The sequence below is a fragment of the Streptomyces spiramyceticus genome, assembly GCF_028807635.1.
GTDB lineage: Bacteria > Actinomycetota > Actinomycetes > Streptomycetales > Streptomycetaceae > Streptomyces > Streptomyces spiramyceticus.
Map to the genome: position 1 here is coordinate 544768 of NZ_JARBAX010000002.1, position 19598 is coordinate 564365.

Annotated in this window: 18 protein-coding genes and 5 pseudogenes; 11 read left to right on the forward strand and 12 right to left on the reverse strand. The window is 68.4% G+C overall.

The window, feature by feature from the left end; translation table 11 throughout:
* Positions 1-55 precede the first annotated feature (55 nt).
* The 4 genes from PXH83_RS25905 (at position 56) to PXH83_RS25920 (ending at position 4129) form a co-directional block, all read left to right on the forward strand.
* The gene (locus tag PXH83_RS25905; protein WP_274563536.1) at positions 56-847 is read left to right on the forward strand and encodes an alpha/beta fold hydrolase; all 792 of its coding nucleotides are present in this window, start codon (positions 56-58) and stop codon (positions 845-847) included.
* An 11-nt stretch (positions 848-858) separates the two neighbouring features.
* Positions 859-1665, forward strand: coding sequence for an alpha/beta hydrolase (locus PXH83_RS25910; protein WP_274563537.1), 807 nt, complete (start codon positions 859-861; stop codon positions 1663-1665).
* The gene (locus PXH83_RS25915) at positions 1662-2990 is read left to right on the forward strand and encodes a cation:proton antiporter (RefSeq protein ID WP_274563538.1); all 1329 of its coding nucleotides are present in this window, start codon (positions 1662-1664) and stop codon (positions 2988-2990) included. The genes PXH83_RS25910 and PXH83_RS25915 overlap by 4 nt, the downstream gene beginning before the upstream one ends.
* 722 nt (positions 2991-3712) lie before the next feature.
* Entirely contained in the window at positions 3713-4129 is a 417-nt protein-coding gene (locus tag PXH83_RS25920; RefSeq protein WP_274563539.1) for a peptidase inhibitor family I36 protein, read from the forward strand.
* Between the two features lie 67 nt (positions 4130-4196).
* Here the strand turns inward: PXH83_RS25920 and PXH83_RS32565 are convergent.
* Positions 4197-4397 (reverse strand): annotated as a pseudogene (locus PXH83_RS32565) (IS5/IS1182 family transposase); the annotation flags it as partial.
* Positions 4398-4479: 82 nt separating this feature from the next.
* On the opposite strand from PXH83_RS32565, the gene PXH83_RS25930 reads away from it, so the two are divergent.
* The gene (locus tag PXH83_RS25930) at positions 4480-5268 is read left to right on the forward strand and encodes a GntR family transcriptional regulator (RefSeq protein ID WP_274563541.1); all 789 of its coding nucleotides are present in this window, start codon (positions 4480-4482) and stop codon (positions 5266-5268) included.
* 173 nt (positions 5269-5441) lie between these two features.
* Here PXH83_RS25930 and PXH83_RS25935 read toward each other — a convergent pair.
* Together PXH83_RS25935 and PXH83_RS32570 are read right to left on the reverse strand one after the other, a co-directional pair.
* Positions 5442-5534 (reverse strand): annotated as a pseudogene (locus PXH83_RS25935) (IS5/IS1182 family transposase); the annotation flags it as partial.
* Positions 5535-5650: 116 nt separating this feature from the next.
* Positions 5651-5875: pseudogene (locus PXH83_RS32570) on the reverse strand (EF-hand domain-containing protein); the annotation flags it as partial.
* Here PXH83_RS32570 and PXH83_RS25940 point away from each other — a divergent pair.
* Positions 5775-6062, forward strand: a complete 288-nt coding sequence (locus PXH83_RS25940; RefSeq protein WP_274563542.1) for a helix-turn-helix domain-containing protein — start codon at positions 5775-5777, stop codon at positions 6060-6062. The pseudogene PXH83_RS32570 and the gene PXH83_RS25940 sit on opposite strands and share 101 nt — an antisense overlap.
* 232 nt (positions 6063-6294) lie before the next feature.
* Positions 6295-6495 (forward strand): annotated as a pseudogene (locus tag PXH83_RS25945) (transposase family protein); the annotation flags it as partial.
* A 71-nt stretch (positions 6496-6566) separates the two neighbouring features.
* Here the strand turns inward: PXH83_RS25945 and PXH83_RS25950 are convergent.
* A complete protein-coding gene (locus tag PXH83_RS25950; protein WP_274563543.1) occupies positions 6567-6857 on the reverse strand; it encodes a hypothetical protein in 291 nt (96 codons plus the stop codon).
* 578 nt (positions 6858-7435) lie between these two features.
* Here PXH83_RS25950 and PXH83_RS25955 point away from each other — a divergent pair.
* The gene (locus PXH83_RS25955) at positions 7436-8512 is read left to right on the forward strand and encodes a glycine amidinotransferase (protein ID WP_274563545.1); all 1077 of its coding nucleotides are present in this window, start codon (positions 7436-7438) and stop codon (positions 8510-8512) included.
* Between the two features lie 226 nt (positions 8513-8738).
* On the opposite strand, the gene PXH83_RS25960 is transcribed toward PXH83_RS25955, so the two are convergent.
* Entirely contained in the window at positions 8739-9221 is a 483-nt protein-coding gene (locus tag PXH83_RS25960) for a MarR family winged helix-turn-helix transcriptional regulator (RefSeq protein ID WP_274563547.1), read from the reverse strand.
* Positions 9222-9329: 108 nt separating this feature from the next.
* Here PXH83_RS25960 and PXH83_RS25965 point away from each other — a divergent pair, with 108 nt between their 5' ends.
* The gene (locus PXH83_RS25965) at positions 9330-10085 is read left to right on the forward strand and encodes a dienelactone hydrolase family protein (RefSeq protein ID WP_274563549.1); all 756 of its coding nucleotides are present in this window, start codon (positions 9330-9332) and stop codon (positions 10083-10085) included.
* Positions 10086-10653: 568 nt separating this feature from the next.
* Complete coding sequence (locus tag PXH83_RS25970) at positions 10654-11388, forward strand: hypothetical protein (protein WP_274563551.1); 735 nt, start codon at positions 10654-10656, stop codon at positions 11386-11388.
* A 453-nt stretch (positions 11389-11841) separates the two neighbouring features.
* Here PXH83_RS25970 and PXH83_RS25975 read toward each other — a convergent pair whose 3' ends face one another.
* From PXH83_RS25975 to PXH83_RS26005, 7 genes and pseudogenes are all read right to left on the reverse strand, one after another.
* Entirely contained in the window at positions 11842-12048 is a 207-nt protein-coding gene (locus PXH83_RS25975) for a cold-shock protein (RefSeq protein WP_274563553.1), read from the reverse strand.
* A gap of 78 nt (positions 12049-12126) precedes the next feature.
* The gene (locus tag PXH83_RS25980; protein ID WP_274563554.1) at positions 12127-14316 is read right to left on the reverse strand and encodes a heavy metal translocating P-type ATPase; all 2190 of its coding nucleotides are present in this window, start codon (positions 14314-14316) and stop codon (positions 12127-12129) included.
* Between the two features lie 2 nt (positions 14317-14318).
* Positions 14319-14630, reverse strand: a complete 312-nt coding sequence (locus tag PXH83_RS25985) for a DUF1490 family protein (RefSeq protein ID WP_274563555.1) — start codon at positions 14628-14630, stop codon at positions 14319-14321.
* A 504-nt stretch (positions 14631-15134) separates the two neighbouring features.
* Positions 15135-15815, reverse strand: a complete 681-nt coding sequence (locus PXH83_RS25990) for a pyridoxamine 5'-phosphate oxidase family protein (protein WP_274563556.1) — start codon at positions 15813-15815, stop codon at positions 15135-15137.
* 773 nt (positions 15816-16588) lie between these two features.
* Positions 16589-16919, reverse strand: a pseudogene (locus PXH83_RS25995) (acyltransferase family protein); the annotation flags it as partial.
* A 361-nt stretch (positions 16920-17280) separates the two neighbouring features.
* Positions 17281-17601, reverse strand: a complete 321-nt coding sequence (locus PXH83_RS26000; RefSeq protein ID WP_274563557.1) for a DUF6256 family protein — start codon at positions 17599-17601, stop codon at positions 17281-17283.
* A gap of 66 nt (positions 17602-17667) precedes the next feature.
* Positions 17668-17904, reverse strand: coding sequence for a DUF6186 family protein (locus tag PXH83_RS26005; RefSeq protein WP_274563558.1), 237 nt, complete (start codon positions 17902-17904; stop codon positions 17668-17670).
* Between the two features lie 172 nt (positions 17905-18076).
* Between PXH83_RS26005 and PXH83_RS26010 the strand changes: the two genes are divergently transcribed.
* Positions 18077-18868 (forward strand): hypothetical protein, encoded by a 792-nt coding sequence (locus tag PXH83_RS26010; protein ID WP_274563560.1) that lies wholly within the window; start codon positions 18077-18079, stop codon positions 18866-18868.
* Positions 18869-19598: the final 730 nt, after the last annotated feature.

Genomic DNA, 19598 nt, shown 5'->3' on the forward strand with positions numbered 1-19598 from the left:
GGTCCGGAAAGGACGCGGTCGAAGTGGACCACCGACACCGATTGAGGAATGCGCTGTGAGCCGAACCGAATCCGTGGACGACCTCGTGGAGCGCTTCTACACGGTCGTGAAGCTGCCGCACGATCCGTTCGCGAAGGCGTTCCTCAATCGGTGCCGTTCGCACACCGTCAAGGTGAACGGCCGCTTCTACAAGTACTTCCAGAGCGGCAGCGGCCCGACCGTCCTCCTCGTCCACGGCCTGAACACCAATCTGGGCAGCATGGTGTCCATCGCCGAGGAACTCCTCGCGCAGGGCTACCGGGTGGTGCTGTTCGACGTGCCGCCGCACGGGGAGGCGCTGGGCACCACGGGCGATCCCACCGAGATCCGCGCCCTGCTGCGCGCCCTGTACGACAGGCTCACCGGCCTCCACGCGGTGGTCTGCCACTCCATGGGCGGCCTGTGGGCCCTCACCGCGTGGCACGCCGGGGTGGCCGCCCGGACCATGGTCTCGATCTCCTCCCCGCCCGCCAAGATGTTTCTGGTCGAGAGGTTCGCCGAGATGAACGCCCTCGACGACGACCGGGTCCGGGGGGTGGTCGGGGAGATCGAGAGAAGGTTCGGCGGGACGGTGTGGGACGAGTACTCGGCGCTTGAGGCCGCCCGGGCGATCGACGTTCCCGGGCTGGTCATCCACGGCACGGCCGACGACTACGTGCCGCCGGTGCACGCCGGGGAACTGCACGCGAGCTGGCGGAACTCCACCGTGGAACTCGTCGAGGGCGCCGGCCACTTCGACATCGTGGAATCACCCGAGGTCCGGAAGATCATCTCCGCGCACCTGCGGAGCGTGGAAGAAACAAGGTAAGGGGCGATCAATTGAGCACCGACATCACCGAAAAGCTGCGCCGGCTGGCCTTCACGCCGATACGGACGCAGCCTCCGAACGCCACCCGGCCGATCCTGGAACAGGCTGCCAAGGAGGTCGAGGTCGTCGACGGCGGCAAGGTGGTCCACTACCTCTGGGGCGAGGGCGAGCGGCGGATCCTGCTGGTCCACGGCTGGGCCGGCAACGCCGGGCACCTGACCGTCCTGGCGGACGCGCTCGCCCGGGCGGGCTGCGCGGTGGTCGTCGCGGATCTCCCCGGCCACGGCGAGTCGGAGGGAGCGGAGTCCTCCGTCATCCACTTCGCCAAGGCGGTCGAGGCGGCTGACGAGCGGTTCGGCCCCTTCCACGCCGTCGTCGCCCACTCGCTGGGCGCCGCGGCCACGACCTACGCCATGTCGAGCGGGGTCACGCTGGAGCGGGCCGTGTTCGTCAACCCCATCAGCAGCTACACCAGCCTTTGGCGCCGCTCCGGCGAGGTGATGCAGGTATCGCCGGAGGCCATCGGGCTGGTCCGCACGCGTGCGGAGGAGTGGCTCGGCATCTCCTTCGACGCCATCGAACCGGCTCTCGCGGCACGGGACTTCACCAGCCGGTTGCTCGTCGTCCACGACGAGAACGACCCGGAGTCGCCAATCGCCGACAGCGAGGCGCTGGTGACGGCCTGGGGGCAGGCCGAGCTGATGCGGGTGCGGGACCTGGGCCACACCAAGGTGCTGCGCGACGACGCCGTGGTCCGCCGTGTCGTCGGCTTCCTGACGGCGGACGGCGCGGCGGTCGATGGAGCGGCCGGCCCGTGACGCTCCCCGTCGCCGCGCACGCGATCGCCGCACTCGGCGCCTTCCTGGTCGTCGGATTCCTGGGACGCCGGCTCGCCAGCAGAATCGGGCAGCCCGGCGTCGTCGGCGAGATCGCGTTCGGCATGCTGCTCGGGCCGGCGGTGCTCGGCTTGGCCTGGCCGAAGGCGCAGTCAGTCCTGTTACCGGACGGCGTGCTGGGGCCGCTGCGCGACCTCGGGCACGCCGGACTGGTGCTGTTCCTCGTGGGCGTCGCCCACGAACTGCGGTTGGACGCGTCCCGCCTGCGGGACAGGGCCATCGGCTGGACGGCGCTGGGCACCCTCGTGCCCTCCCTGGTGGCCGGCGCGGCGTTCGGCGGCTGGCTCGTCTGGTACGACCGGCCCTCCTTGCGGGGGACCGCGCCCACCCTGGCCTTCGTGCTGCTGCTGGCGACCACCATGGCGGTCTCGGCGGTGCCCGTGCTCGCCAGGATTCTCGCCGACCGCGGCCTGACCACGACCCGCGCCGGGCGGCTCTCGCTGACTTCGGCGGCCCTCATCGACGCCGTCGCCTGGCTGCTGCTGGCCGTGGTGATCGGCATCGCCCAACCCGGCTCGGGCGGCGTCGCGACCGCGGCCACCGTGCTGGTGGTCGGAGCGCTGGCGGCCACTCTGGGCCGCCGCCTGCTGAAGACCCCTCAGGCCGAGCGCCTCTGCGCCCGGTGGCCCTGGCTGGTGGCCGTCGTCCTGGGCGTCTGCGTGCTCCTGGCGGCGGACGTGGCGGAGGCCCGCGGGCTCACCGCGATCTTCGGCGCGTTCGTGGTGGGGCTGATGATCCCGCCCGACTCGCCGCACTGGGACGCACCGGTCCGCTGGGTGTCCACGCTGGGCCTGTGGCTGGTGCCGGTCTTCTTCATCGCCACCGGGCTGAAGATATGGACGGGCTCGGGCGGCATCCTCTGGCTGGTGACGATCCTGGCGACGGTCCTGGCCGTGCTCTCCAAGATCGGCGGCGGTTACGCGGTCTCCCGCCTGGGCGGGGAGGGGCGCGCCGAGGCTCTTCGCGTCGGCGTCATGCTCAACACCCGGGGGCTCACCGAGATCGTCCTGCTCCAGGCCGGGTACAGCGCCGGAGTGCTCACCTCCGGCCTGTATTTGGCGCTGCTGGTGATGGCGGTGGTTACCACCTCGATGACCGGCCCGCTCCTGTCGCTGATCGACCGCCGCCAGGGGGCGGACGCGCCGCCGGCGCCCCGGAAAGGCGAGCAGGTCGCGGCCACACCGGGGGAAAGCCCAGGTCAGATGCCCTTTCCGGAAGGCTCAAGGATCGTGACGCACTCGACGTGATGGGGCATCGGGAACCAGGTCGAGAGCGACCCTGAAACAGAAAACCACAGGTCATTGTTTGTCTGAGTTTGTACCTCATCTTCAAGCGTCGAGGCTGGCTGTGAACAGCAAGCGTCGGCGCCAGCGCCGTCGAAGTTCGCATCCGCAACCGGACCCGGATGGGCTTCCAGGCCCCTGGGGAGAATCTGGGGAGAAACGGCAGGGCTGGGGAGCGGCACCCCACATCTGCTGGAGCCACCGGGCGCGCGGCAGCCACGCGGCGGGTCCAAAATAAGGCTCCAGACGCTCACGCTTAGAGCCCGTAAAAGGATCTTGGTCGTTGAGGCTGGTCGGGTGTGACTGATGTGATGATTCGGCCATTCGTGAGGTGTGAGTGCTCGGCCGTGGATCGTGGACGACGACTGGGGGGGCGCCGACACCGGTCTTCCGCCGGTCGACCGGCGGAAGGCGGGCAGCAAACACCACCTGATCTGCGACGGGGGCTCAGTTCGCGCGGCGCGCAGTCCGCAGCCGCCGTCCGGCGCGCATGATGTGCCGTTAGAGCCTGTCCGGCAATTCTCCCGCGCACTCCACGCGCCGCGCTGCCTCCCCGTGTGCCACTCCTGTGGGGGATAGCGCTCGCCGAACAGGTCAACAAGCCTTGGTGACCACGGCCCGCGCACCGCTGTTCCGGTGGCCGCATCTCGCGGACTCACGGGCCCTGACAACAAAGGCGGATCGGTATGCGCAAGGTGATCGCGATGAGGGAAAAGCTCTCCGTATTACTCGTGTCGGTGGCCGCCGCGACAGCCGCCGTGGTGCCGGTCTCCGCAGCGCACGCGGCCGACGGGTACGACCGGTGCCCCGACGGCTACTACTGCATGTTCTCGGGCCTCGACGGGACCGGCGACATGATCACCCTCAGGGGAAACGCCCCTGATCTTGCGGCGCTCGGCATGGACGACCGGGCCAAGTCGGACTGGAACCGGACGCCCTCGACCATCTACCTCTGGTCCGATACGAACTACACCGGCTGTACGGCCGTGACCTCTGCCGGCCCGACGGGCAAAGGCAACTTCCTCCCTGCCTACCGGGACTTCTTCAGCTCGGTGCAGTTCGACGGGCCGGGCGGTCAGAGCTGCGGCACACCGCCCGGCTAGGACGGCTGAGCACCTGCCTGGCCTTGCCACGGGCATGAGGAAGGCCGCCAACCATCCGGCTGGCGGCCTTCTGAGCGCCCACCGCCTCGTCAGGCCGGTGTTGGACTGGCCGCCTGCGGCGTCCAGGTACCCATGTCGGCCGCAGACGGGCCCCGGCGGCGTGCTGGTGGGCTCGGCACACCGTGCAATCCACGCTCACAATGCCGCAGTCGATCCGCCCCTCCGCGTCGGCGTCGGCCTGGAGCGGCGGTTCCGTACGCTCCGTGGTCTTCGGGGTCTTCGGGGTCTTCGGGGTCTGGCCGGAACTGCCCTCTGGCAGTGGGGTGTCTGGTTCCCGCATAACTGGGGGCATGTCAACGACAAGCGAGCAGACCACCGACCGGCGTCCCCTGCACGAGCGTGTCGCTGCGGATCTACGGGACGAGATCCTGTCCGGAGTCGTCTTCCCGGGCACCGTCCTGTCGGCCGCCGAACTTCGACGCCGGTACGCCACGTCGAGCGCGACCCTGAACCAGGCGCTGGAGCTCCTGGGAGAGGAACGTCTGGTCACCAGGCGCGCCGACACGGCCGAGGCGCCGGACACCGTCGTCCTCAAGCACCGGCAGCGGACCATGCGACCCTCGCGGAGCGTGGCTCCGTCCGATCCGGGGCAGCCCTACCGCTGGATCACCGAAGCACGCAAGCGCGGGGTACGCGCCAACAGCACGCTGCTGGAGGTCAAGGTCGTACCCGAGGCTCCGGCCCATGTGGCTCGGGCGCTCGGGCTGGACGCGGGGAGCCCTGTCCTCCTGCGGTCCCAGGTCCTGACGTTCGACGACGAGCCGGCCGGACTGGTCAAGGCCTATTTCCCTCTGGAGATCGTCCGTGGCACCGCGATGATGGAACATCGCAAGATCCGAGGAGGTATCTCGACGCTCCTGACCCAGCTGGGCTATCCGCCGTGCCGGTGCGTGGATTCCGTGTCCGCCCGGATCCCCACCCAGGAGCAGCACGCCCTCCTGAGACTGCCGGGCAACGTGCCGGTCCTGCGTACGTTCCGAGTGGTCTACAGCGACAATGACCGCCCTGTCGAAGTCCATGACACGGTCGAAGCCGGTCACCTCTACGAGTTGCAGTATGAGTTCTCACAGGCGCAGTAGCGGTACCAGGCCCCTCCGGAGCGTTTGGATGGACGTGGTCGCTGCTGGAGGTTGCGCAGTGCCGGCTTCGCCCGGGGCCTCTCCAGGAAGTGTCCGGTGGGTCATGAGCGGAGCCGCAGGCGGATCGCGGCGACCGCGACGGTGCCGGGCGGGCCGAATGCGCTGGTCGGGTAACCGTGGACACGCTTGCAGGAGCCGGCGGCGTGCTGGTGTGCCCGGTACACAGTGGAGTCCACGCCCACCATGGAAGCCCAGTCTCCGCGGCCACGAGGCATGGGCCGATGTCCGGCTCGCTCAGTGCGATGCGGGCCCTCCATCTCGTTGATGAATCCGGCGTACCGGTGGTAGGAGGTGATGCGGTGATGCCGAAGGCGGTCACGAACCAGCTGCGGTACTCGTCCTGGCTCAGCTTCCCATCACCATTGTCATCAGCCATCTCCATGAGAGAGCGGACGAACGGTGCGTAGGCCGCGTCGAACGCGTCGGGCCGCTCAAGGATCAGTTCGGTGAACGCCTTCTTGTACTCGCCCGCGGAGATCCGGCCGTCCCCATCAGCATCGGCGAGCTGCGCCAGCCCCTGCCACAACTGCAGACACATACGCCGCATCGCTGCGGCGTGCTCGCGGTCCTCCGAACCGCCGCTCGACTGGGTGCTCGCCCGTCGCCGGGCCATCGGGGACCAGATCCGGGCGGCCAGGCTTCACGCCAACCTCACGCAACAGGCAGTTGCCGAGAGGGCGGGCATGGATAAGGCCATCTATGTACGGGTCGAGCGGGGGCATCCGCCGCGCTGAATCGACACCCTGATCCTCATCGCCGACGCGGTCGACGTACCGCTCGCCGACCTCGTACGGCAATTGAAGAAGCCCCGGCCGTCCGCTCCACCAGGGCGGACGGCCGCGGCTGGTCGAGGTGTTTCCTACGAGGCGGGCAGGCTGGCCGGAGCCGGGGCAGGTCTGCGTGCCTGTGCCGCCATGCTGGTGCGTCGTGGTGGGAGTGCGGGGCGGCGAGCCGACGCCTGCGTCGCACCGGCGCCGCAAGGGAGAGGAACTGCCGGCCCGGTAAGAGGCGCACAACAAGTCCCACAAGCAGGTCCGGACCTGTCTCGAGCACGTCTTCGTACGCATGAAGTGCTGGAAGATCCTTTGCGACTGCCGCCTCGGGGGGGAGGGCGTGCACCACGCCATGCGCGGAATCGCCCGCGTGCACGACCTTAACCTCGTCGGACAGGGGGCGCGGCCGGAAGGCCACCGGCCGCGCCCCCATCCCCCACTCAAAGGTCGTTTACGGGAGAGGCCTTAGAAGGCGCTGTTGTCGCAGCCCATGCTCGAACCGATGTGGGTCTTCTGTTCGCCCGGGTGGCCCTCGCCGTTGAGCGCGCTGCCCAGCAGGCCGTTGACCAGCCCGACCTGGCCGAGGACGTCGAGGTTCAGGTCGTGCGACTTGCACTCGGAACTCTGCTTGATGTTGAAGTGGTCGCCCTTGTGGTGGCCGTGCCCATCGCCGCCGGCGTGGGCGGTGCCGGCACTCAGGAGTCCGGCGCCGGCGAGGGCGGCGACCAGGACGGCAGCCTTGCGGAGCTTGTGCATGTCATCTCCGGTGGAGTGAGGTGGGTGCGATCTGCGATAGATCGACTTCGTACAGTTACGGGAGATTAATGTGAAATACCATCAAAACACCCGGCGGCGCGCCGAGTCCGGGCGGGACAGTGCGGGCTGGCCGCCGATGGGGTGCGCTGTGCGGGGTGCTCTTCGCAAATCGCCGAGGCGATCGACGTACCGCGTGCCGATCACGGCGGGGATGGGCCCCTCACGCGCACCTCTGGCGTGGCGTGGACCAACAAGGGCTTCCCGCGCATGTGGGGATGGACCCCGCTGCGTGGCGAAGCTGCGTGGCGGCTCTGCCACGCAGGCTTCGATCACAGGAAGGGCCTGATGTTTCGTTGGACCAGGACATCATCCGGAGGTTGACCGGGGACAGGGTGCTCACCCGGGCTGCGAACCGTCCTGTGATCCGCTGAGTGGATCGCGTGTCCGATTGTCCTTCCTGGTTCAAAACCGAGCACGCAGCCCCGAGTCCGTCTCCGTCCAAGCCGTTTAGCAGGGATGGCAACAGGGGCAGGCTGGCTGCTGGCCGGCTTGGCCACCCAGGCTAGGGGAGCGAGCTGATGGTCAACAGCTACGACGAGTGGTCCCCGCTGCGCGAGGTCATCGTAGGTTCGGCACAGGGCTATGAAGCACACGAACTGGACCTGTCCTTCCGCCTATTTTTCAATGTGTTCGACGAGTTCACCGACCGTGCACGTAAGCCGTTCAAGCGGCATCACGTTGAGGAGCTTTCCGAGGACATCGAGGGTCTGGTGTCGGTTCTGGAGGAGCTATCGGTCACGGTGCACCGCCCGATTGCTCTCGGTGAGGCCGCCAAGTTCCGTACTCCGTACTGGAGTTCCGACGGAACACCTGCGCTCAACGTGCGTGATCAGGCCATCGTCCTGGGCGACGAGATCCTTGAGACGTCGCCGCAGGTGCGGGCGCGCCACTTTGAGAACGACCTGCTCAAGCCGGTCTTCTACCAGTACTTCAAGGCCGGGGCGAAGTGGACGGTCATGCCGCGGCCGGTGATGACCGACCGGTCCTTTGACCCAGTGCAGGCCAAGCGACGTCAGCCCACACTCGTACCGAACCCGGAACCGTCCGCGTTCGACGTCGGCGTGGAGATGATGTTCGACGCCGCTCAGTGCCTTCGCTTTGGGCGCGACGTCATCGTCAACGTCTCCAACGAGAACCATGCCTTGGCCGTCACCTGGCTGCAACGCCATCTTGCCGACAGGTTCCGCTTCCATGTCCTGAACCAGGCGGACAACAACCACATCGACACACTGGTGCTGCCCCTGCGGCCCGGCACACTGCTGCTGCGCCATCCCGGCGTGGTTGATCTACTTCCCGAGCCATTGCGGCGCTGGGACAAGATCTACGCCCCGGAACCATCACCGGAGGACTTCCCCGACTATGACGACGATGACCTGACCCTCACGAGCCTGTACATCGACGTCAACGTGTTGTCGGTCGATGAGAACACCGTCATCGCTAATTCCCAGGCGCCCGCACTTATCAAAGTCCTCGAAGCACACGGTTTCACCGTCGTTCCCGTGCGCCACCGGCACCGGCGGCTCTTCAGCGGCGGATTCCACTGCTTCACGCTCGATACCGTACGAGCCGACTCCCGCCCGGACGACTACTTCTGACATCCTCCTGGGCGCCGCAACAGCCGCTGCACGCCGTGTTCACCTCTTCCGCCTGCAGACAGAGTTCATGCCCGCCCGGAACCGAACGATCGCGTTCGGGCGGTGGAAGCCTTCATAACTGTCCAGCTGGACCGTTTATGCAGGCGCTCGGCTGTGTGGTCCAGCCGAGCGGCCACCTATGAAACAGCGCCCCGGGCAGCGTTGATGTCGGATGCCACTACGCGGCTCAGGAGGTCTGGGTGTGGTGGTCCAGCAAGCGAGTGAGCAACTGCACGAACTGGTCGCGTTCGGCCGGACAAAGCGGCGCGAGCAGTTCGTCATGGAGGTCGTCCAGGACCTTGTCGAGGAGGCGTAGGTGGCGGCGGCCTTGGGTGGAGATCGTGATGATGTTGCGGCGCCGGTCGCCGGGATCCGGTGCCCGCTCGACAAGGTCACGCTCGACCAGTTCGTTGAGCACGCCGACCATGTCGCTGCGGTAGATGCCGGAGCGCCTGCTCAGCTCCGCCTGGCTGCCCGGCCCGTACTCCTGCAGTGAGGCGAGCACGGCGTAGTGCCACTTGCGGGCGTCGGCCCGGGCCAGCCCCTCGGTGATCAGCCGGTCCGACCGCATGGTCAGCTGCGACAACAGTCGGCTCGCCCGTCGACGCAGCCTGTCGGGCATCTTGAGCGCGCCGTCGCCGGGCACGTCCGCGGCTTCGGCTCTGATCATGGCGCCCATCCTACCCGTTGCGTTAGTCCGACTAACGATATACGTTCACTCGCGCCGAAAACGTTAGTGCGACGAACGTTTATCGAGTGAACTCAAGGAAGGAAGCTCTTGCCCACCAAGACACTGCAGATCCCCACCACGGACGGCCAGGCCGACGCCTTCGCCGCCTTCCCCGACCACGGCGAGCGGCACCCAGGGGTGCTGATGTACGCGGACGGCTTCGGCATCCGGCCCGTGCTGCGGGAGATGGCCCGCGAACTGGCCGGGCACGGGTACTACGTGCTCGTCCCCAACCTCTTCTACCGGCACGGCCCGGCACCACTGATCGAACTTCCCGAGCACATCGGAGAAGAGGTCCGGCCCGCGGTCATCGCCCAGCTGATGCCCTTGATCGAGGCGCACACCACCGAACGTGTCCTGAGCGACGCCGACGCCTACCTCAGGTTCCTCACCACCCAGCCCGAGGTCGGCGCCGGACCGGTCGCGGTGACCGGCTACTGCATAGGCGGCCTCCTGGCGATGCGCACCGCCGCGGCCCACCCCGGCCAGGTGGCCGCCGTCGCCGGATTCCACGGCCCCGTGGGCGCCGACGGGCCCGACAGCCTGCACCGCCTCCTCTCCAAGCTCACCGCCCAGGTCCACCTCGGCCACGCCGAAACCGACATGACGCCCGAGGCCCTCGGCGAGCTCAACCAGGCGCTGGATGCCGCAGGTGTCGGCTACACCTCCGAGATCTACCCCGGCACCGTCCACGGCTTCACCATGTCCGACACCGACGCCTTCAACCCCTCCGCACTGCAGCGCCACTGGGACCGCCTGCTCCCCCTCCTCGGCCGCACCCTGGAGCCGGCCAAGGCCGGCTGACTCTGCGGGTTCCGTCTCGACGGCCCGCCGCCCTCACGGGGCGCAGCGCGTTCAAGTCTGCGGGCCGACGATGCCATCCACAGGGAGCGTCTGCTCAGCAGGCCGTTGCGGATGCGGAGGCCGGTCGCGGTGCCGGGGGCAAGGAACTTCCCTGTGCGGTCGCCGCCCTTCTGGCAGCCCTGGGCACAGCCGCGCATCGCGTTCTCGTACCGGGTGAAGGCCGCACGGTGGTCGCCGCCTGCCAGTGCGAGTTCGCCGGCCAGCACATAGGCGGCCACTACGTCGGCCGGTGGTGCTACGCCGTCGTGCACGCTCGGCACGACTGGGCCGCAGCATGGCCATGGATACGGCGGCCACGACAGGGAACGCGGTTCTTCGAACGGTGTTCTCTCTCGTCAAGTCGACCCGTGGTGATCGACGATCACGGACCCGTGCACCTCGAACGCCTTTACGTAAGACATGCGCTTCGGAGTCAAAGGCTCCGATTCTTGCGGTAGTTGGCAGCTCGGGGTGAAGGTGAGTACGCGTGCTCATGTGCGCCGTGTCGATCACCGGACATGATGCGCCCATGCGACCCATACGTGTTACTGCCGCGCTGCTCGCGGCCAGTCTCGCCTCCCTCGCCGTGGCCGGGTGTGGCAGTCAGAAGTCCGGCGCCGACGCGGTGCCTGCGGGAAGCAGCGTGCGCGCAGGAAGCAGCCCGACCGCCACGGACAACAGCGCGGCCATGAAGCGGTTCTCAAAGCTCGTGCGCACCATCAACGCGGCGTGCAGAGAGGACCAGCCGGCCGACGCGAACGGCAAGAGGATCCCCCGCCCGGAGGATGTTCCCGGGTACGCGGAGCAGCCGGTGGACGGGTACGGGCCGGACAACCCGCCGCCGACGATCGACGGCATCGGCCCGGACCCGAACTCCTCCGAAGGCCCCCCGGAGGACTACACCTCCGAGCTCAAGCCCGAGGACTTCGCAGAGATCCCGCTGGACGCGGAGGATCAGTGCATCGCCGACAAGCACGCGGACCGCATCCGCGAGGGGTTCGGCGGCAAGGGCACCACCAGCGCCAAGGTTCTGCACAGCAAGCTGATGAAACTGGACTACCCGGCGTCGCGTATCCACGCCATGCCCGCCCAGGGCGGCTCGCCGCGTGTCCGCCTGGACCTGCGGATCGATTCCCAGGCCGCACTGGAAATCATCGGTACCTCCAGCACCCTGATCACCGAGCCGTTCGGGGCGTTGGCAGCCGCGAACTTGAAAATCACTGACGTCAAGCGCAAGCCGGGACTTGACGCCCCGTCATCCTGACCAGGCGGCTTCACTCGTAGCAAACACGCGTGCCGCATGTTCCCAACGGGGACATGCGGCAGACCGCCTAATACTCCGGCTGGATTTCGCTGTCTGACCTGCCGGTTTCGCTGGGCGGCCAGGGTGTAGCGGGCCGTGGAGTGGTCAGGGGCGGTCTCACGGAGGCCGCCCCTCGATCGTGCGACGACGCCGCAGGTAATGAAAGAGGCGGGCGACGGCTTGGCGTCGTCGGCGCCAGAAGATGCTGACGCGTCCGCCTGACCAGTGAACTGGTTTCCTGCGCAACGACGTTTGAGCGGTCTCACCGAGCCGTGAGCTGCCACCCGAAAGATGGCGCAGGAAGCGCAGGCCAGCTCGTTGGCGTGGACGCGGGCCGGGAATGCCGGACCGGCCCCAGCCTGATCGTCGGGACGACCGCGCTGGGGCCGGCCGGCCTGTATTCGTACACGTCGACTACGACAAGGGGACGACCATCTCCGCCTGGGGGCCCTTGGGGCCCTGGGTGACTTCGTACTCGACCGGGGCGCCCTCCAACAGCTCCTTGAAGCCGGTGGTCTGGATGGCGGAGAAGTGGACGAACACATCCGGACCGCCATCGTCCTGCGTGATGAAGCCAAAACCCTTGTCCGCGTTGAACCACTTCACAGTGCCTGTTGCCATGCTGCTCTCCTCCAGAGGTTCCGGGCGCCGCCAGAGCGGATGCAAAACCTAGGCGAACGCCGATCTGGTGGTCAGCGGTCAGCGCACTCGGTGGTCCTCCATCGGGGCCGCGTAGAGCGTCGGGCCTCGTTCGCTGGGCAGGCGCGGGGTGTGGTTGACCAGTCGTGCCGAGTTACCGACCACGGCGATGCTGCTGGTGTTGTGCAGCAGGGCGGCCACGACCGGGTTGATGGACCCTCCCGCGCCGGCACCCAGGCCGACGAGATTGACGCCGATGGCCAGGCCGTAGTTCTGCCGGACCACCCGTAGCGTTTGGCGGCTCAGTTCGACAACTGCGGCGACCTGCTGCAGGTCGTTGCCGGCCAACGCGATGTCGGCGGTCTCCAGCGCAACGTGCGAGGAGTGTGCGCCCATCGCGATGCCGACGTCCGCCAGGGCCAGGGCGGGGGCGTCGTTGGTGCCGTCACCGACCATGGCGACGATGTGTCCCTCGTCCTGGAGGTCGCGGATCAACTGAAGCTTGCCCTCGGGCAGAGCGTGGGCGTGCACCTCGGTGATGCCAAGCGCATCCGCGACCGCCTCGGCGGTTTCGGGCGAGTCACCGGTCATCAGGATGATGCGTTGCACTCCCAGGTCTTCCAGTTGCCGTACGACGGTATGGGCTCCGCCACGTACCGCATCGGAGAGGCCCAGCATGCCGATCAAGCTGTCGTCGTGTGCCAGGCATATGACCGTCTCGCCCTGGGCACGCAGCTGTTCCGTCCAGTTCTGTGCAGCCTCCGGTAGTTCCATACCGTGCTGGCGCAGCAGGGCCGGGCTTCCGACCAGCAGGCGGCTGCCGTCGAGTTCGGCGCGCATGCCCATGCCGAGAACGACTTCGCACGCTTGGTGGATGGGGATGTGCAGGTGCTGCTCCTCGGTGCGCCGGACGATGGCCTCGGCGAGCGGGTGCCGGGCGTGAAGCTCACCCGATGCGGCCAGGCTCAGCACCTCGTCGGCGGTGAACTGCTCGTGAAAAGTGACCACGCTGGTAACGAGCGGGCGGCCCAGGGTGAGGGTGCCGGTCTTGTCGAAGACCACCGCGGTGACGCGCCCAACGCCTTCCAGGTGGGTTCCCCCCTTGATGAGGGTGCCGTGGCGGGCGCCGTTGCCGATCGCTGCGCTGATGGCGGTCGGGGTGGCCAGGCCGGCGGCGCACGGACATGCGATGAGCAGCATGGTCATCGCACGCCGGGGGTCACCGGTGAGCAGGTAGGTGCCGGCCGCCAGGGCGAAGGAGACCGGGACGAAGCGGCGGGTGAAGCGGGTGGCCACGGTCTGGATCGGCGCCCGGTCGGCCTGCGCCTCCTCCACCCGGCTGATGATGCGGCCGACCGTGGTGTCACGGCCGACGGAGGTCGTGCGGATGGTGAGCGAGCCGTTGGTGAGGATGGTGCCGGCATAGACGTCGGCGCCCTCACGCACATACACCGGGAGGGCTTCGCCTGTGATGGCCGCCTGGTCGACCAGTGCCTCCCCGCTGACGGCGGTGCCATCCACGGGGATCCGGTGATGCTCGTACACAGCAACCAGGTCGCCTGCCTCGACATCCTCCAGCGCCACCTCGATCTCGACGCCGTCGCGTACGAGCCACACCCGCTCCTCGCCGACGCTCAGCAGCTCCTCGATGGCCCGCCGGGTGCGGCGCAGCGTCAGGGTCTGCAGGAACTCGCCGATGTTGAGCAGCCACAGCACGGTCAGTGCCACCACGTTCTCCCGCAGCACCAGTGAGATCACCGTCGCGGCGGTGACCAGGGTGTCCGTACCGGGGAATCGGCGGCCCAGCACGGTGTGCGCCGCCCCGCGGAAGAAGGGCAAGCCGCTGAACACGGTGGCGACGCGCAGGAGATCGAGCGGAGCACCGCTCGACCAGGGCGGGCGGCGCAGCAGGAGTCGGTGCACGGCTACGAGGGCGAGTACCGCACCGCCGACGACCAGCCGGGCGACCTCGCCCGTGGACGAGTCAGGTGTCGCACGGCTCGCTTTGGCCACGGCAGACGGTGGAGGCGCCTCCTCCAGTGCGGACACCAGCCGGTCTACGTCCAGGCGGTCGGGCGCGACCCAGACCACCACACTCCCTGTACGGGGAAAGATCCGCAGAGCCCGGAAGCCTTGTACGTCGGCGAGACGATCATCGACCAGTCCGGCGCAGCCGGGCCGGGCCTGCAGCCACGGCACGACCAGCCGCACCCGGCCTGCGGCAACAGAGCGCACGACGATGTCAGACATGATCAGTGTTCGTGGTCGTGTGCATGGCCCTCGACTTTCACCGCGGACGGCGGCGGAGTCTCCTCACCCAGCGAGGACCGGGCCTCGGCCAGCATGTCCCCCGCCTTGAGCCGAGCCTCCTCGGCTGCGGAGCCGAGCCACCGGCTCGCCACGATGCCGCCGGCGATACCACCGACGAGCGCCTGGCGAACAGCAGGTTTGACCGTCGGCGCGGCTTTGGCCGCACCTCGGAAAATCAGTCCACCGACCACGCCGGAAACGGCGAAGTGCGCCACGCGACCTGCGGCCGCACCGACCAGAGCAGCGGGATGCATTGGGCGCTTCTTAAAGAGGTACGCCCCCATCACCCAACCTTTTTTAATTGTGGACCGGTGGACAGCTACGCGGCAATCCACCTACGGGCCGCTCGATGGTCTGAAAGAGAAGCTCGGCGATGGCGGCGCGGATGACTTCGGACACGGGCCTGTTCTCAACGCTAGCGACGGTGGCCAGCGCCTCGGCCTGGTCCGTGGGCAGGCAGACTGTCATGGCTTTCAATGCGGCCGGCGAGCAGCAACGCATAGTGGTCCGGCGAGATGCCGATCTGGTCAGTGAGGCGCTGAGCGGGCCGAGCACCGCGTAGGCGAGGGAGTCGGCGGTCACCAGCTGGCCGGCCACTGCGACGGACACGTCCAGGTCGGTTGCGATGTCCGGCAGGATTCTGGCTGACGACGAAGGCGTCGGTGTCGATCGTGACGGTCCCGATCGCGAGGCGCCAGAGGGCAGGGGGCACGCCGGACTCGATTCCTTTCCGGTCCGTGGGGGGACGGCATTCCCGGTTACCCGGCTCGGGTATTGCTGCGGGCGAGGATGTGGTGGGGCGGTTCGATGCCGTCCGGGAGGAGGGGGTCGGCATCAGGCTCGCCCCACGTAGCGGTCAGCGGCAGGACGCCTGCCCAGATGCCGAGGGCGGCGTCGGGTCCATCGCCGTCGTCGGGGCCACCGGTGCGTATCTTGACCGACGCCTCCTCCAGGGAAAGGGCAAGCAGCGCGGTCGCCGCCAGTTCCTTGCGGTTCGGCTGCCGTGCGTAGTCCCACTGTCCGGGTGTCGCGTGCTCGGTCAGGCAGCGCAGGCCCGCCAGCTTCTCCTCCGCGTCCGTGACGAGGCGTGGCACGCCGTAGATCATCGCACTGCGGTAGTTGACGCCATGCTCGAACACCGAGCGGGCGAGGACCAGGCCGTCCACATGCGTGACGGTCACGCACACCGCCGCCTTGGGTGAGGCGACCAGGCTGCGGCTGGCGACCGAGCCGTGGAAGTAGAGGTAGCGGCCGTCATTGCCGTAGACGGTCGGCACAACCATGGGGATTCCGTCGATGACGACCCCGAAGTGGCAGATGAAGCCTGTCTCCAGGATGGCGTCGAGCTGTGCGCGGTCGAGGCTTCCCTGCTCGCGCAGGCGGCGATGGCGGGTGCGGTCGGTCTCCGGGAGCGCGGAAGCGAGTTGCTTGTTGTTCACGTCGGCTCTTTCGCAGGTGTGGATCGTCGAGGACGACACGAAGTGGGCGTCAGCGGGCTGACGCTTTGAGCTCCGCGGGGCGAGCTGTGGAGTGCTGCCTCCGGTCGGCCGGGCATGGGCAACCGGCGCCTCAGCCGGGCATGGCGGTGGGCAAGGCCGGTTTGAGTGCCGAGCCTCGGTACGCGCCGCACACTAACGATATCCACTGCCTCGGCGCCAGAAATCAACGAAATCAGTTCTGGATGGGCCGAGCCAATGCGGAAATACTTGCCGGACGCTGTCGGCGCCCCGCTGGGCGTAGGCGGCGCTTACGCACCACCGCCGTCGACCTGGACCGGCGACCAACTGGTCCTCTATGCCGACGGCCTTGGTCGAGACCCGTGACCAGGACATCGACACCCGCCTGAGTACCCTCCTCACCCTCCTCGACGGGCCCACACCGCAACCTGGAGGACACCTGTGACCACCTCTTGGAGTCCCTCCGCCAGCCCCGACGACCACGACGACGTCGCCCCGCTCATCGCCCACAATCGCCGCTGGGCCCTGGCCGTCAGGCGAAACGGATCGTCCTCCAGCTGGCTCTCCTGCGATGCGCTGGGGTGGTTCGGAGCCGTCGCGAAACGAGGGCGTCGGCCTTCCGGCTCTCCCTGTTGATGTCGTCGGCCGCCAGGGCGACTAGACGCCTTCTCGGACTCGGGCCTTGGTCGTCTCGCCGTACTCGACGAGGCGACCAGTGTCCGGCTCACGCTCACATACGTCAGGGAACTCTGCCCCCGGCCACGGACGTTCTCGACCGGGTCGCTGCGGAACGCCCACTTCATCTCGGGCTCCATCGCCCAGGGGAACATACGCCGTACGAACGGGGTGCAGAGCAGGGTGACCACGACGGCCACCGCGATGGTCAGGAAGATCTCGCCGAGCGGGGTGGAGAGCCAGGTGTACGTGTCGAACAGCCCGGCGCAATCGGCGCCCTTCACCAGGAAGCCGTGCAGCAGACAGCCGCCGAGGGTGCCGGCGCCGAGCACCGTGAACCACATCTTGGCGCGGGACCCAGGACAGGAAACAGGCCGTCAGGACCAGCGAGCAGCCGAAGAGGGCGAAGGTCTCCCCGTGAAAGTCGACACCCGGGACCGCGCTGGCCCACGGCCACGTTGGGTTCGAGCGTGAGTTGAATCCTCATCACACGCTCGACGAAGAAGCCCGAGGCATCACCCCGGGGCTTCCCTGTCGCCCAACCAGTTACGGCACGCGCGCCGCTGATCCCATCAGTCGAACAATGGGGGCCATCTCGCCGACCGAAGGCGAGACCTGACCGACGTTTTCCGTTCGGCCGGTCTTGGCTGCGCGCCATGCCCAAGGGTCCGGGGCCGGAACGTCAGACGTGGCGGCGGCGCTGCTGCGGGCCTTGGCGGTCGAGGATGCGGCCGAACCCGGTCGCGTCCAGTGTCCGAGATCCCGTGACACGTCACCGACTCCGCCGTCCCCGCCGCAACCATTCGACCAGCCAGGACGCGACGAAGAAGACCGGGAGCGAGATCCCCACCAGCACCGCGGCCCCGGTGAACGCGCTCGACAGGAATCGGCCGCCCAGCTGGGCCACGCCACGGTAGTAACCCACCACAACAACCATCAGCAGCACATACCCACCGACCGCGGTGCCGACCACGAGGCGGATCAGCCCCGGCCAGCCCTGCCTCCCGGCACGCCCGGGTGCGGCCGGCCTTCGACGCTGAATGCGCAGACCCAGGGCCAGGAACCCCATGACCAGCACGTAGCCGCTCAACATGAGCCCGATGTTCAGTGAAAGAGGGAGCACCCTACGCGCCGTGCCTTCCGATCCGTCGGCACGCCATCACGGCGCGTCCCGGAGCAGGAAGTGCCAGCCGCGAACGAAGGTGTGCCAGCCGAACCACAACCAGAAGGCGAACAGCGCCCATCGGCCGACGGGGTAGCGCATGACCGCGCGCATGGCATCGCTGAGCGTGGGAAACGCGTCGTCGGCCCGGACGAGGGTGATTCCCTCCCAGGCGAACACGGCGCCGAACAGTACCGCCCAGACGAGATACCCGATCACCGGATGCTCTGCCATCGCAACCTCCCCACGCTCAGGTGCGCTTCCGCGCCGGACCGGAGCGGGCAGCCGAGCTGATCATCCGTCATGACGGGCGTGAGGCGACGGATGCGAGAGCCGGAACTTGGCGGCCTGTCGTACAGGAGGAGAGCAGGAGGCGGCGCGGCGTAGCGTCTACTACCGCGCGTTGGTGCCCTTCAAAGAGGCGTTCCTCCAGCTGAAGCATGTGGACTTGGCGGAGCTGGCTGACATTGGGGAGCTTGCTGCGGCGGGACTGCCGGACGTGCAGCTGCGTCGGATGAGGCTGGACGCGGTGGACGCGGTGGACGCGGTGGGCGCTGTAACTGCGGTGGCGGGCAGCGCGATCGCCGCAGCCGGTGCCGGTGCGGCCACATACGCAACGGTGGGTGCTTTCGCGACCGCGTCGACCGGGGCGGCGATATCCGGCCTGTCCGGGGCTGCGGCCAGCAGTGCCACGCTCGCCTGGTTGGGCGGCGGCGCGGTGGCCGCGGGCGGAGGAGGCGTGGCCGTCGGCACTGCGGTGCTCACGGGAATCGTTGCGACCCCGGTCGTGCTGACCGCAGTCGGCCTCCTGGAGTGGAAGTCGCGGCGGTTGCGGCGCGACCAGCGTGAGAACGCGGCCGGGGTGGCCCGGGCATCCGCCGAACTCGCCGTGGCCGAGGCCAGGGCGTCCGCCGTGTGCGAACGCAGTCGCCAGATCCGGCACGTGCTGGACCGCCTGCGCGACGAACTGCAGCTCAGGCTGCCGGGCCTGCGCACCATGCTGGAAGGCGGGGACGACTACGCCGTCTACACGCCGTCCCAGCGCGGCGAGGTTGCCGTCCTGGTTGCGCTGGCGAGCACGGCGACCACTGTCATGTCTGCACCGCTCGCTGACGAGGACGGCCAGGTCACCGATGTGTCCAGGCTGGTCGTGGAGGACGCCTTGGCCCGGCTGCAGTCGCTGATGGTCGCCGGGTGAACGGTCGGCGGCGAAGGCAGGGCCCAGCACGGGTGCCGCTGCCAGGTGGCGCGTTCGCGGCTGCCTGGGCAGCGGCCGACCCGGCGGGCCGACGGCTGGCACAAGCCACTGTGGAGACCCTGCGGACCAGGGACACCGTGGCCCGGCTGGCGGCCCGGTATGCGAACGTCACCAACGAACAGCGTGCCGGGCATCTCTTCGAGGTGATGCACGCACTGTCTTTCAACCAGGCAGCGATCACCCAGGACTCCCCGCTGCGTGCGGTGGTCACCGAGGGGGGAGCCGGCGGCTCGCATATCGCTCCCGCGGACCTGAAGATCGTCAACGGGCGCCGGGTGGTCGCGCAGATTCGGGCCAAGCTCTTCCAGAGCTCCCCGGCAACCGCGTCCAGTTCGCCCGCAGCCACTACACGGGGATGCAGCGGCTCCTCGCCGCCGACAAGCTGGAAGCCGTTGGGGGGGCAGCTGCTCGACAAGCGCCTGACCATGTCGCCCGACGGCATCCGATACGAGGATTACCGTGATGCCCGCGCCCAGCTGACCGACCGGCTCCGCGCAGAAGGCGTTCAGGGCCGCGGCATCAGCCTCCGGGAGACACACCGAGCCGCGCGTTCCCCGCTGAAGTGGGCCAACAGGCAACTCGCCGGCGCGAGCGCGCGGCAGATATCCGGCGCTACCGCAACCGCCGCTGCCGCAACCGCGATTGGTACAGGCGTGGTGGAGGCGGCCCG